This is a genomic window from Nocardioides alpinus (genome assembly GCF_900112035.1).
Classification (GTDB): domain Bacteria; phylum Actinomycetota; class Actinomycetes; order Propionibacteriales; family Nocardioidaceae; genus Nocardioides; species Nocardioides alpinus.
Window position 1 is genome coordinate 778,356 of sequence record NZ_FOKC01000001.1, and the last position, 12,922, is coordinate 791,277.

Annotated in this window: 9 protein-coding genes and 1 tRNA gene; 3 read left to right on the top strand and 7 right to left on the bottom strand. The window is 71.7% G+C overall.

The genetic code is table 11. From position 1 onward, the window contains the following. Positions 1-29 precede the first annotated feature (29 nt). The 3 genes from BM127_RS03770 (at position 30) to BM127_RS03780 (ending at position 2,586) form a co-directional block, all read left to right on the top strand. On the top strand, positions 30-1,133 hold the full coding sequence (locus BM127_RS03770) for a cytochrome P450 (RefSeq protein WP_091194513.1): 1,104 nt from the start codon (positions 30-32) through the stop codon (positions 1,131-1,133). A 2-nt stretch (positions 1,134-1,135) separates the two neighbouring features. After that, positions 1,136-2,461 (top strand): sensor histidine kinase, encoded by a 1,326-nt coding sequence (locus BM127_RS03775; RefSeq protein ID WP_091194516.1) that lies wholly within the window; start codon positions 1,136-1,138, stop codon positions 2,459-2,461. A 51-nt stretch (positions 2,462-2,512) separates the two neighbouring features. Next, positions 2,513-2,586 (top strand) — tRNA-Phe (locus BM127_RS03780). Between the two features lie 94 nt (positions 2,587-2,680). Here the strand turns inward: BM127_RS03780 and BM127_RS03785 are convergent. From BM127_RS03785 to pstC, 7 genes are all read right to left on the bottom strand, one after another. Next, entirely contained in the window at positions 2,681-3,523 is an 843-nt protein-coding gene (locus BM127_RS03785; protein ID WP_091194518.1) for a phosphate ABC transporter ATP-binding protein, read from the bottom strand. A gap of 105 nt (positions 3,524-3,628) precedes the next feature. Next, positions 3,629-5,227 carry an Ig-like domain repeat protein gene (locus BM127_RS03790; RefSeq protein ID WP_091194521.1) on the bottom strand — a complete coding sequence of 533 codons (1,599 nt, stop codon included), beginning with the start codon at positions 5,225-5,227 and terminating at the stop codon, positions 3,629-3,631. A 52-nt stretch (positions 5,228-5,279) separates the two neighbouring features. Beyond that, complete coding sequence (locus BM127_RS03795) at positions 5,280-6,236, bottom strand: sortase (RefSeq protein WP_091194524.1); 957 nt, start codon at positions 6,234-6,236, stop codon at positions 5,280-5,282. Next, the gene (locus BM127_RS03800) at positions 6,233-8,833 is read right to left on the bottom strand and encodes a hypothetical protein (RefSeq protein WP_091194527.1); all 2,601 of its coding nucleotides are present in this window, start codon (positions 8,831-8,833) and stop codon (positions 6,233-6,235) included. Before BM127_RS03800 ends, BM127_RS03795 begins: the two co-directional genes overlap by 4 nt. Then, a complete protein-coding gene (locus BM127_RS03805; RefSeq protein ID WP_231263092.1) occupies positions 8,830-10,632 on the bottom strand; it encodes a substrate-binding domain-containing protein in 1,803 nt (600 codons plus the stop codon). The genes BM127_RS03800 and BM127_RS03805 overlap by 4 nt, the downstream gene beginning before the upstream one ends. After that, positions 10,632-11,801: a phosphate ABC transporter permease PstA gene (gene pstA / locus BM127_RS03810; RefSeq protein ID WP_091194529.1), complete on the bottom strand. Its 1,170-nt coding sequence runs from the start codon at positions 11,799-11,801 to the stop codon at positions 10,632-10,634. Before pstA ends, BM127_RS03805 begins: the two co-directional genes overlap by 1 nt. Further along, positions 11,798-12,814 carry a phosphate ABC transporter permease subunit PstC gene (gene pstC, locus BM127_RS03815; RefSeq protein ID WP_231263091.1) on the bottom strand — a complete coding sequence of 339 codons (1,017 nt, stop codon included), beginning with the start codon at positions 12,812-12,814 and terminating at the stop codon, positions 11,798-11,800. Before pstC ends, pstA begins: the two co-directional genes overlap by 4 nt. Between the last annotated feature and the right edge of the window lie 108 nt (positions 12,815-12,922).

Genomic DNA, 12,922 nt, shown 5'->3' on the forward strand with positions numbered 1-12,922 from the left:
CGCGCTGTCACCTGCCTCTCGTGATGCACATGGACAGCGCCGAGTCGGCCCCCGGACGGCTCGGCGCTGTCCTTGCTGCCCCCCGCTCCGGCGTGGTGGCGCTCGGTCCGCACGGCCCCTGGCTGGTCACCACGCCCGGCCAGGCGCGGGCGGTCCTCACCGATCCCGATCGCTTCGACTTCCCGGGCGACGTCAGCCGCAGCGGTGATCTCTCCGCCAGCCGCGGGGACACCCGCTCCGGGCACGTCGTCTTCGCGCCGCTCGACCGCGACCAGGTGGCTTCCGGCCTGGCCGTCTTCGACGAGGAGTGGCCCGCCGCCCTCACCGAGCACGATCGCCGGACCCCCGGCACGCCGTACGACGCCATGGTGCTGCTGCGGCGCCCCGTGGCCCGCGCCACGACGGCCGCTGTGCTCACCGGCGCCCCCGACGCGCAACGCCACGCCGTGGCGGACCTCGTCCTCGCCTGGATCGATGCGCTCGCGCCCGTGATCGCCGCCCGCCGCCCGCCGGGTCGGTGGAGCCGCGCCCGCCGCCGTGAGCGCGAGGCCCGGCTCGCGCTGGAGGACACCCTCGCCGAGACGCCCGCGCTGCCGGGCACACCTGCCGAGGCGGCAGCCGTCCTCGCGGCCGGGATCCAGGTGCCGATCGCTGCCGGCGCCTGGCTGCTGGCCCACCTGGCGCAGCACCCCCTGGGTGCCGGTGAAGCCGTGCACGCCGTCTGGGAGACGCTGCGCCTCACCCCGCCGACCTGGGTCACGGCGCGCATCACGACCCGCGAGGTCGACCTCGACGGTCAGGTCGTGCCCTCCGGTGCGGTGGTGCTCGTCAGCCCGCTGCTGCTCGGCCGGCTCCCCGACCTGGTTCCTGGTGACGTCGACGGGCTGCCCGGGTTCGACCCCGGTCGCTGGCGCGACGACACCCGACGCCCCGGGGCCTGGCTGCCGTTCGGCGCCGGGCCGCACGCCTGCCCGGGCCGGAACCTCGGGCTGGCCCTCCTCACGCACCTGGCCGAGTGGGCGGCGGTGCGGCACATCTCACTGGCCGATCACGTGGGAATCGACCAAAGTCGGGGCCTGTCCCCGCTACCGTGCCGGTTCAGGGTTGCTGAGAGAACGGAGCCGCCGCCGTGAACATGCATCCCTGCCTGCAGGACACGACCGTGCGCGGTTCGGTGTCCCCGGAGGCAGCAAGCCTCACGGCAGAGATCCTCGCGGGCGAGACCAGCTTCGACCACGCCATCGCGCGGACCGCCGCGCACCTGCTGAGCGATCCGCGGGTCGAGGTCGTCGGGATCGCGCTGACGAGCTTCGACCCCGACGAGACGACGTCATGGGCGCGCCTGGGTGGGCGCGCCTGGGTGCGTGAGTGGACCACCCCCGGCACCCCGATCTCGATGCTGCCCGCACCGGGCGCGGGTGCCGAGGCGGCGTTGACCATGCCGTGGCTGTCGCGGCACGCACGCGCCGGAGGCGCCGTGCTCGTCGACCGCGACCTGCTGCCCCCGGAGGGCGCGCAGGACCGCGACGAGCTGCGCCGGATCGGCGTACAAGCCGTCGTGGGCACCGTCTTCCTCTCCATGGGCGAGATGTTCGGCAGCCTGTCGGTGGCCAGCTCCCACGCGGGGCCCTGGCGGGACGTCCTGATCGAGGACCTGCGCCTTCTGACGTCGGCGATCGCGTCGCGCATCACGCTCGAGCACTCCCGGCGTGCCATCGCCGAGGCCATCGAGGCCGGCACGGAGGCCCAGCTGGCCTACCAGCACTTCTTCGCCTCGGTCGGTCACGAGCTGCGGACGCCGGTCTCGTCGATCCTCGGCTACACCGAGGTGCTGATGGACGAGGCCGGGCACTCACCGGCCGAGCAGGTGGCCGCGGAGATCCTGCGCGACGGGCCGGCGATGCTCCGGGCCTGCGACCAGCTCCTCACCGTCGTCGACAGCCTCCTCGGTGCGGGGCGCACCCTGTCCGGCGACGACCAGCGCCAGGGCGTCGTCATCGCCGACGCACTCGCCGACGTCGTGCACTGGCACCGCACGCCCGCCCTGACCGCCGGCGTCGAGATGCAGGTCGACGTGGACCCGACCGCCACCGCCTGGGCGCACGCGTCCGGCGTACGCCAGGTGCTGACCAACCTGCTCGGCAACGCCATCGCCCACCACCACGCCACCGGTGGGACCGTGCACCTCAGCACGAAGCGGCTCCTCGGCGAGAGCGGGCAGGCCCTGGTGCGGGTCATCGTCCGCGACGACGGACCCGGCCTCGACGGCGACCAGATCCAGCACGTGTTCGAGCCGTTCGTGCGCTATGCCGGGGCCGGCACCAAGGGCAGCGGCCTCGGCCTGTCCATCTCGCGCACCATCGCGGAGCGCGACGGGGGTGCGGTCCGCGGCGAGTCCACGCCCGGGCAGGGGTCGTCGTTCTGGCTGGAGCTCCCGGAGTACGTGCCGCCGGTGGCCTGACCTGAGCCGATTCCGCCCTCCCCGCGCGGCTCATGTATCCTCGTCCCGCTTGGGCAGGTAGCTCAGTTGGTACGAGCGATCGCCTGAAAAGTGATAGGTCGGCGGTTCGACCCCGCCCCTGCCCACAAGCACAGAAGGGCCCCGATCACGTCCCGATCGGGGCCCTTCTGCGACTCCGGCAGCCGCTCGACCGCCCGGGTCGCTGACTGCCGACCCGCCCTAGCCGAAGCGGCCGTTGACGTAGTCGGAGGTGCGCTGGTCGCGCGGGCTGGCAAACATCGCCTCGGTGTCCCCGTGCTCGACGATGACGCCGGGAGTGCCCTGCGAGGCCAGGAAGAAGGCGCACGTGTCGGAGACCCGCGCGGCCTGCTGCATGTTGTGGGTGACGATCACGATCGTGACCTGCTGCGCGAGGTCCTTCATCGTCTCCTCGATCACCCGGGTCGAGGTCGGGTCGAGCGCCGAGCACGGCTCGTCCATCAGCAGCACGCGCGGCTTGATCGCGAGCGAGCGGGCGATGCAGAGCCGCTGCTGCTGGCCCCCGGAGAGGCCACCACCGGGGCTGTCGAGCCGGTCCTTGACCTCCTTCCAGAGGCCACCGCGCACCAGGCACTCCTCGACGAGGAGCTCCTTGTCCGCCTTGCCCAGGCGCGTGCCCGTGAGGCGCAGGCCGGCGACCACGTTCTCCCGGATCGACATCGCCGGGAAGGGGTTGGGCTTCTGGAAGACCATGCCGATGGCACGGCGGGCGTCGGTGAGCTTGCGCTGCGGGTCGTAGATGTCCTCGCCGTCGAGCAGCACCTCGCCCGCGAGCGCGGCGGACGGCACCAGCTCGTGCATCCGGTTGAGGATGCGGAGGAAGGTGGACTTGCCGCAGCCGGAAGGACCGATCAGCGCGGTGATGCCGGAGGCCGGCATCGTCAGCGAGACGCGGTCGAGGACCTGGTGGCTGCCGAACCAGGCGGTGATGTCGCGCGCCTCGAGCGTCGCGGGACCCGTGCCCGGCACCGGACGGTCGTCGTACGACGTGGGGGCGGGCGCGTGCAGCGTGGGCTGGGTCATGGGTGCGTCTTCTTCGATCGGAGGCCGTGGAGTGTGGTGCCGGAGTGCTGGGTGGAGGCGGGCGGCCGTCAGCGTGCCGCCCGCCTCCGGTTCAGGAGAAGCAGGTCATCGCTTGATCTTGATGACGAACTTCAGCTTCGAGGCGGCGAACGCCGAGTCACCGGCGTACTGCGCGACGAGCTTGTTCTTGCCCTTCTTGAGCGGCTTGGTCAGCTTGATGACGACCGCGCCGTTCTTGACCTTGCCCTTGCCGACCGTTTTCTTGCCGAGCTTGATGACGACCTTGCCGGTCGCGGCGCCGGTCGCGGACTCCTTGACCTTCACCTTGCCCTTGACGACTGCACCCTTGGCGTAGGACGCCTTGTAGGTCTCGGTGAGCGTGGTCGAGGCCTTGGCGGCGGGTGCCGGGGTGGCCGCGAGGACGGTCACGTCGACCTCGGCCGACACGGAACCGTTGAACGCCGCACCGGTCGGGGTGAAGGTGGCCTTCACCTTGTGCGCGCCGGCGGACAGGCCGGTCAGGTTGACGGTGGCCTTGCCACCCGTGACGACGCCCTGGCCCTTGGTCACGCCGTCGACCGCGAAGGCCACGACACCCTGGGGCTTGAGCGTGCCACCGCCGCCGACCGTGGCCGTCAGGGTGGCCGCGCCCACCGCGGCGGAGGTTCCGGTGACGCTGGTGGTCGTGTTCACCTTCGCGGTGAGCAGGTCGCTCGACGCCGTGGCGGTGTTGGTCGCCACGCCGCACTTGCCGCCCTGCGACGACGCGAGCAGCTGCTCGAAGCCGGCGTCGAGGATCAGCGAGGTCGCGGCGGGCGAGCAGACGAAGCCGGTGGGGCCGAACATGCCCTGGGCCCAGGAGCTGGCGGCGTCCGCGGGGCGCACGACGTTGTAGAGGGCACGGGCCGCGCTCCAGCCCTGCTCGATGCGCAGCGTGCCGAGGAGGCCGGCGCGACCCACCGAGAACGGCGCGACCGCGTTGGGGTCGGCCTTGATCGCCGCGTCGTCGTGCTCCTGCACCGGCGTGACGGTGCCGGCGAGCGACACGTCGACGCCACCGTTCATCGACTTGAGCTCGGCGACGAAGAACGAGCGGGTGCCCGATCCGGTCTGCGGGATCAGCGGCTTGATCACGCCCGCCGCGCCACCGACCTGGCTCCAGTTGGTGACCTCGCCCTTGTAGATCGACACGATCTGGGCCGGGGTGAGGGTCGCGGGAGCGTTCGACGCGGTGGCCGTCGCCATCGCCAGGGTGTCCTTGGCGAACGGGAACGCCTGCAGGTTGGCAGCCGTCTCGTTGGCGTTGTTGCCGGAGGAGGAGCGGGCGAAGTTGACGTTGGCGTTGTTGCCCGCACCGTAGAGGAGGTTCTTGCCGGCACCCGAGCCGTTGGGGCGGGTGATCGCAGTCGTCCCCGCCCGCAGCACGACCGTGGTCGAGTTGGTCTGCGCGCCGGTGGCGTTGAAGACGTTGGCGTCGAAGGACACCAGCCGCTGGGCGGCACCGCCGGCGTTGTAGCCCGCGACCCCACCGTTGCCGTCGGCGAGGTAGGTCAGGGCGTACATCGAGGTGTCCGAGCCGGCCCCGACGATGTCATCGGCGTCGGGGAGGAAGGACGGGTCGGCCTGGGCCGGAGCGGCCACGGCCAGGGCCGTTGCCGCGAGGGACGTGGCGGCCACGACCGCGAGGAGCCTGCGAACAGACATGGGGTTTCCTTTTCTTGGATGGTTCCGTGATGGATGGTGCAGGTCGCTTCGGTTACATCAGGTTGGGCAGCAGGCGCATGACCACGTCGGTCGTGAGCCAGGCGACGGCGATCACGACCGGGGTCGTCACCACCCACACCAGGGCGGCTCCGAACCGCTGCCGGGCGGCGATGACCCCGAAGGTCAGCGCCAGGAGCAGGCCCAGGCACAGGGTCAGCAGCGGCAGCACCGCTCCTGCCTCCGTGCCCATCGCCAGCTCCGGATCAGGGACCACGCGGGGCAGGCCCGCGGGGGTGTCGAACGCCTCGTCCGCCTCGGCGTCGACGTAGACGACCCGGCCCGGGGAGATCGAGGGCAACCGGGCGCCGCTGGCCTCCCCGCTCACCAGGACGAGCCGGGCCGCGGACTCAGGACGTGGCTGCGGGAGCGGGTCACCGGCACGACGGACGCCGAGGACGCTGAAGCGCACCGACCCCTGGGCCGTCGTGACGTTGATCTGGTCACCGCGCACCAGCTCGCCGATCCGCGCGAAGGGCGCGCCGTAGGTGCTCGCGCGGCCGAAGACGGCGGACGTGCCGAGCTGGCCGGGCAGGACGGTGTTGCGGAGGTGTCCGGGACCGACGAGGAGGTCACCCGAGGCGGTGCCCTCGACGACGACCTGCTCCACGCCGATGTGTGGGATCGAGAGGGTCGCGACGGGCTCGCCGACCTCGGTCACCGGGCCGAGCGGCGCCGTTGCGGCGGCGAGGTCGCCGCGGAACTGCGTGTAGAGCGCGTCCTGGGCGCGGTCCTGGGAGACACCACCGAGGTAGAGCATCTGGGCGACCATCCAGCCCGCGACCAGGCAGAGCATGAGCGAGGTCGTCGAGATCACCGACCACACGTCACCCGTCGCCGGCGCCTGGGGCGAGGGGGTCCCCGGGGGCGGCGTGGCCCGCCCGGCCGGAGCTGGGTCCGCCGCGGATGGTGCAGAGCTGTCGGGTGCGGGCCGCTGGGTCGTCATCGTCATGCCCGCCTCCTGCGCAGGTGGCGCAGCCGGACCAGGTTGGCTGCGACGGCACTGATCAGCGTGATCAGAAGCAGGAGGGGCAGGATCCGCTCGGCGACCGGGGACGCCACCGCGGTCGTGGGCGGCATCGCCACGAGCTCGTCGCCCGCGTCGGCCCTGTCCTGGCCCTTGTCCTGGCTCTTCTCCTTGCCCTTGTCCTTGTCCTTGCCCGTGCCGCTGCCGTCGTCGGGCGTCGGCTGCTCACCGGCACCGCCGACCGAGGTCACGCTGCCCGGGCCGAGGTCGTCCCCACCGCCGTTCCCGCCGGTGCCGCCGCCGGTCCCGTCGCCCTCTCCCTGGCCTGTCCCGTCACCGTCCCCCGTGCCGGTGGCACCCTTCTGCTCCGCGATCGCCGTGGCGACGGCCTGGGCCTGCTTCCACAGGGGCGCGGTGACGCCGGTCTTCTTCAGCGGGACGTAGCCCGGCGGCAGCTCGCCGTTGCCGTAGCCGGCCTTCTGGCCCTCGGAGGTGGCCACCTCGATGAACTGCGCGACCTTGTCGGCGTCGGCCTGCGGGAGGTTCGCCGTACGAGCCGCGGTGTAGACGATCATCGCGCCGGGATAGGCGTCGGCCTTCACCAGCTCGGCCACGTCGAGCTCGAAGGGCTGGTCGCCGTCCTCGCTGGGCTCGGCGAGCCTGAGCGCGCGGGTGATCGCCGCCTCGGTGGGGCCGACGAACGTGCCCCGCGTGGCCAGGCTCGCCTCGTCGAGGCCGAGCCGCCGCGCGTCGCCCATGCTGACCACGCCGAGCATGAAGCGGGTGCCGACACCCTGGCGGTCGATGCGACCGATCTTCCATGGTTCGGTGATGGTGGCGCGGTCGCACTTGGTCTGGACGTTGGGCCAGGCGTCGAGGATCGCCTCCGCGATCTTGCGGAGCGAGGTGACGGGGGCCGCGAGCTGGGTGAAGTAGGGCGCCGGGTTCTGCTGGCGGCACTCGTCCGCGGTGACCGGCACGAAGTCGTCGAGCAACGGCCACTCGGAGGTGGGCAGCGTGATCTTCTCGTAGCTGGGATTGACCCGCATCCCCCAGGGGTCGGCCTTGCCGTCGACGAACGCCTGCGCCGCCCTGTCCTGCGCGATGTAGGAGGTGAGGGCTTCGATGACGTCGCTGGACTCCGACAGCGACAGCAGCGTCGCCGCTGCCTCGCGGCTGATGGTGTCCAGTCCCGGGTTGAGCTCCACGAACTCGGGGTCGACGTTGAGGGAGACCGGGTTGGCCGACATCCCGGGGTGGCCACGGCCGAGCTCGCTGCCCAGGTAGGACTGCGTCATCAGCTTGGCGAGCAGCCGGGCGTTGAGCTTGAGGTCGGTGTACTCACCGGCGTTGCCCGGGCGGTCGATGACGTAGCCGATGGAGAAGCCCGTGACGGCGGTCGGCGCGTACGCCATCGGGTCGGTGCCCTTGACGTCGTGGGGGCCGGACACGAAGGCCGCCGCGGCGCCACCGTTCTCCGCCAGCGTGAAGCCGGCCGCATCGGCCATCTTGTTGTGCTGGAACTTGAAGCGGTCCTTGTCGAGGCAGTAGCTGGGCGACCACTGCAGCGACGCCTGGGACATCAGCTCGGAGCCGTAGAAGCCGGTCGGGGCCCGCGAGTCCAGCACCGTGCAGGCATCCGGCGGCAGGCCGAAGGTGATGGGGACGGAGAACCGGTTGCGCCAGTTGGAGGCGGACCACCACAGCACCGGGGAGGCCGTGAGGTCGACGCCCTGGTTGGCGAAGTTGCTCGCCCCGGCCTCGAACTGGCCGCCGCGGTTGCAGGCCGGGTCCTCGTCGAGGCAGCTGATCCCCTCGATCGGGATGACCACGATCGAGCAGGCCACCGTGTCCGAGCAGCCGAGCGACTCGTTCTCGACGTCGGAGCGCACCTCGAACTTGGTGTGCCCGTTGCCCTCGATGTCGCTGAAGGCTGCCTGCTCCGCAGGCGGGAAGGCCGCGCCGATCGCCGCCTCCGGGGCCATGGTCTCGGAGGTGCAGCTGGCGTAGAGGGTGCCGTTGGCGGCACGGAACGGCGTGATGTGCGTGGAGAAGTTGGCCACGTCGTTGCACTCGGCGGGGATCTCGGCGAGGCCGTACTTCTGCGCCCGCTGCTCCTCGGTGGCGTGCTTGTCGTGGCGCCAGGCCGCTTCGCTGTCGTCGACGACCTGCGTGCGCTGGGCGCGCGACGACGTCCAGCACGTCTCCGGGGACAGCTGCTGGTCCAGCGGCAGGCTGGGGTCGTCCAGGCCGCGGCACTGCAGGATCACGACGGGGTACTCCTGGAGGAGCCCCTGCTCGCCGAAGGGGCTCGACGCACGGCCGCCGGTCGCGTGCGCGCCGGTCCACGAGATGTTGACCCGCTCGCGCCCGCGCAGCTGCGTGGTGCGGTCGACCGTCACCGTCATGTCGCGCGAGTCGATCTCGATGTCCTGGCCCTGCACGTTGATCGACCGGTCGAGGTGCCTGGTCTGGCTGTACGCCGGGTCGGTGGCGTCTGGCGCTGCCGTGGCCACGCCCCCGACTGCGGGGAGGCTGACGGCGATCGCGGCGAGGGCGATCGTGACGATCCGGGCCCTCATCGGCCCGCGCCCCGACGTCGTACGCCTCGGGCGAGGAGCACGCCCGGCACCAGGATCAGCGCGAGCAGCTCGAGGGTGGCCAGCGCCCCGAAGGCCCGGCCGTCCATGGGGCGGTCGGCGGACAGCTCGGTGGGGGTGGCGTAGAGGGGGTCGGTCGTGGTCCCGGTGCTCGCACTCGTGCTCCCGGCAGCCGCCACCACCTCCCCGGTGATCGGGTCGACCTCGGTCGCGGCGGGGTCGCCGCCGCCACCGCCGCCACCACCACCCCCGCCGGCACCGGCGCTCGGGTCCGTACCGCTCGAGTTGCCGGTGCCGTTGCCGCCGTCGGTGCCCTTGTCGTTGCCCGTCGCGGCACCCTCGGCGGAGGGGTCGCCCGGCTGGTCCTCGTCCGTCGACGGCTCGCCGGTGCCCGTCGACGTACCGCACGGGCCCTCGCCCTCCTTGTCGCAGGCAGCAGGCTGCGGCGCGATCTGGGCGAGCTTGTTCTGCTTGAGGTTGCCCGCCACGAAGGTGGGGTTGTTGCACCGGGTCGCGTCACGGTTCTCGATGTCGACGGCGGGATCGGCCGTCTTCAGCTTGGCCAGCTGGGTGAATCCCGCCTGCACGAGGTTGAGCGGCAGCGGCGAGTAGCCGTAGGGGCCGGCCTTGGCCTGGCCCTCGCACAACGAGTAGTACATGAAGTCCCCGAGGGTCTGCCGCTTCGCGGTGCTCATCCGCTGGTCGTCGGCGCCGGTCGGGATGACCATGTAGCTGTAGGACGACAGCGGGTAGGCCCGCGGGTCGGTGGCGTTGTAGACGCCGTCGAGGATCTGGGTGAGGTAGAGCGGTGAGGTCGTGTCCTCGTTGATCCTGGCCTTCGTCAGGGCGACGGCCACGTTGTACTGGGTCGGCTCGACGTAGAAGCCGCCGTCGTTGAGGACCTTGACGACGGGGTAGTCCTTGTTGAGCGGGTAGGCGTACTCGACGTAGCCGATCGTGCCGTTGCCGGCGAAGCCGGAGATCGTGTTCATCACCTGGTCGGACCCCGACTGGGCCAGCATCCGGCCCTTGCGCGGGTAGTAGGAGGTGTAGCCGCTCCTGCCGAAGAAGGGACGCCAGACGTCGGGGTACTCCGCGTCCATCCAGGTCGTCAGCTGGGCGGTCGTGCCGGAGCCGTCGGACCGCACCACCGGGGTGATCGCGAGCTTGGGGAAGGCGCGGCCGTTGTTGTCCTCGGTGATCGCCGGGTCGGACCAGTCGGTGATCTCGCCGGTGAAGATCCGGGTCAGGGTCTCCCCCGACAGGCGCAGGTTGCGCACCAGCTCGTCACCGATCTTGAGCTGGTAGGTGAAGGCGGTGCCGCCCGCGACGATCGGGAGGTAGGCGAACTCGCGGCCGTTGCTGTTGTCGGCGTTGCCGAACTCGTCGACGCCCGGGTAGGGGATCTCGGAGATGCCGAAGTCGGTGACGTTCTGGGCGAAGTTCTTGCGGCCCTGCGACGAACCGCCGCCGTTGTAGGTCACCTTCATGCCGAGCGCGTCGACGTCGGAGATCCACTGCTGCACGATCACCTCGGACCAGGTGGAGCCGGACCCCTCGATCTGGGCGTACGCCGCGCGCGGGGCGGCGTTGCCGAGTCCACCGGGCTGCGACTCCTCGGCCTGGGCCGCCGCGGCGAGTCCCGGCAGGGACAGCAACGCCAGCGCGAGGCAGGCGGTGGCGAGGCGGAGGGGGCGGGTGAGCATCAGTCGGGGTCCCCGCGCAGTGGTCGGACGGAGGGGCGCAGCGTGGGAGGCCGAGAGCTTCGTGGGGTGATTCATCAGGACTCCTGGGAGGGGACGGGCTTCGCGCGGGGCGTACGCCGGGGTGGGCGTGCGCGCGCCGGGCGGGCGACGAGGCGGGCGATCACGAAGAGGACCAGCACGAGGACGAGCAGCACCGTCGCGGCCGCGAACGCGCGCTCGATGTCCATCGCCTCGGGGCTGCGGGCGCCCTTGAAGATGTAGAGGGGCAGCGAGTTCATGACCCCGTCGGTGGGGTTGGTGACGTAGAAGGTCGCGACGCCGGAGGTGAGCAGCACCGGCGAGGTCTCCCCGACGCCGCGGGCGACACCGAGGATCAGCGCGGTCGCCAGTCCCGGACGTGCCGTCGGCAGCACGACGTGCCACACCGTGCGCCAGCGGCTGGCGCCCAGCGCCAGGCTGGCCTCGCGCAGGCCGCCGGGGACGACGCGCAGGACGACGTCGGCCGCGCGGGCGATGATCGGCAGCATCATCACCGACAGCGCCATCGCCGCGGCGAAGCCGGACCGCGGGAACCCGAACGCGACGATCAGGACGGTGTAGACGAACAGGCCGGCGACGATCGAGGGCAGCGCCGTCATCGCCTCCACGATCGTGCGTACGACGACCCCGAAGCGCCCACCGACCTCGGTCATGAAGACCGCCGTGCCGATGCCGAGGGGCAGGGTCACGGCGACCGCGATGCCCAGCTGGATGGCCGAGCCGAGGATCGCGTGGCCGATGCCGCCGCGGTCGAACGGGTCCCGCGGACCGACGCCGGACATGTCGTCGACGAAGAAGTTGAGGTGCATGAGCGGCTCCCACCCGCGGAACACCACGAAGACCACGGCGCTGACCAGGGCCGCCCCCACCACCACTGCGCCCGAGGTGACGATGCCGCTCACGACGCGGTCGATCACGTCGACCCGACGACCGGTGAGCGAGGTGGTCACCGCGCTCATGAGCAGGCCGAGCACGAACCAGACGACGAGCAGCCACGCGACCCCGCCGAGCGGCAGGAGCCGCTGGGTGATCACCCAGGCCAGCGCGAAGGCACTCACCCACGCGCCGACGGTCGTGAACTGCTCCTCGGCGGTGGGCCTGCCGAGGCCGGGGCGCGGGACCGGCGGGGGCGCGTCCAGGGCGCGGTGCGGCAGGTGGGTGGCCACCTTCACCCGTTCCTGCGTCGTGCTCGTGGGGGTGCTCATGCATCCGTCCCGGCGCCGGAGCGGCTGCGCGACACGATGACCGCGGCGAGCGTGTTGACCACGAGCGTGATGAGGAAGAGCACGAAGCCGGCCGTCAGGAGCGCGGAGAGCTGGGCGGCGCTCGCGTCCCCGAAGCGGCCGGCGATGAGTGCGCTCACCGAGTTGGTGCCGACCTCGAGGATCCGCGGCTTGACGACGAAGTCCGGCGAGATGATCAGGAGGACCGCGATGGTCTCGCCGAGCGCGCGCCCCAGGCCCAGCATCGTCCCGCCGATGATGCCGCCCCGGCCGAACGGCAGCACGACCGAGCGGATCATGCCCCAGCGCGTGGCGCCGAGCGCGAGCGCGGCCTCCTTCTCACCGGGCGGGGTCTGGGAGAAGACCTGTCGCATCACCGCGCACGACATCGGCAGGACCATCATCGCCACGGCGATGCCGGCGCAGAAGGCGCTCCCGATGTAGCGCGTCTGGTCCCAGACAGCGGCGTTCGGGTCGGCCTCGACCGAGAAGAGGGGGATCCAGCCCAGGTGCTGGTGGAGCCACAGGCTGAACGCGGCCGCGTGGGGCATGACGAGGAAGTAGCCCCACATCCCGTAGATGATCGACGGGACGGCAGCCATCAGGTCGACGAGCGAGACGAGGGTCGGCCTGACCCCCGCAGGCGCGTACTCGCTGATGTAGAGCGCGGTGAGCAGGGCCAGTGGAAAGGCGAAGAACATCGCGACGCCGGCGATCGAGACGGTCCCGACGAGGACCGCTCCGATCCCGAGGACGTCGGCCTCGGGCTGCCAGGCGCTCTCGGTGAAGAACCCCCACCCGTAGCGCGACAGGGTCGGCACCGACTGCCAGGCGAGGAAGGCCCCGATGCCGCCGGTGATCACCAGGACGGTCGCACCCACGGCGCGGGCGCCGATCTCGAAGACGCGGTCGCCGCCGGTGGCCTTGCGGGACAACCGACGCGGGGTCGGTCGGTCCGAGGGCACGACGGAGCCCTGGACAGGGAGTGTGGTCACGGCTGACTTTCGAAACGGGCCCGAGACGTGCTGACGGTGGCCGCGCCCCGACGAGAGCTCGCTGTCGGCTGGTGCGCGTCGTCAGTGTTGGGTCCGTGGCCGAACGGC

Excerpts from the sequence above, each read along its gene's own strand:
- BM127_RS03770 (WP_091194513.1), top strand. The coding sequence starts at position 30 with ATGGACAGCGCCGAGTCGGCCCCCGGACGGCTCGGCGCTGTCCTTGCT.
- BM127_RS03775 (WP_091194516.1), top strand. The coding sequence starts at position 1,136 with ATGCATCCCTGCCTGCAGGACACGACCGTGCGCGGTTCGGTGTCCCCG.
- BM127_RS03785 (WP_091194518.1), bottom strand. The coding sequence starts at position 3,523 with ATGACCCAGCCCACGCTGCACGCGCCCGCCCCCACGTCGTACGACGAC.
- BM127_RS03790 (WP_091194521.1), bottom strand. The coding sequence starts at position 5,227 with ATGTCTGTTCGCAGGCTCCTCGCGGTCGTGGCCGCCACGTCCCTCGCG.
- BM127_RS03795 (WP_091194524.1), bottom strand. The coding sequence starts at position 6,236 with ATGACGATGACGACCCAGCGGCCCGCACCCGACAGCTCTGCACCATCC.
- BM127_RS03800 (WP_091194527.1), bottom strand. The coding sequence starts at position 8,833 with ATGAGGGCCCGGATCGTCACGATCGCCCTCGCCGCGATCGCCGTCAGC.
- BM127_RS03805 (WP_231263092.1), bottom strand. The coding sequence starts at position 10,632 with ATGAATCACCCCACGAAGCTCTCGGCCTCCCACGCTGCGCCCCTCCGT.
- pstA (WP_091194529.1), bottom strand. The coding sequence starts at position 11,801 with ATGAGCACCCCCACGAGCACGACGCAGGAACGGGTGAAGGTGGCCACC.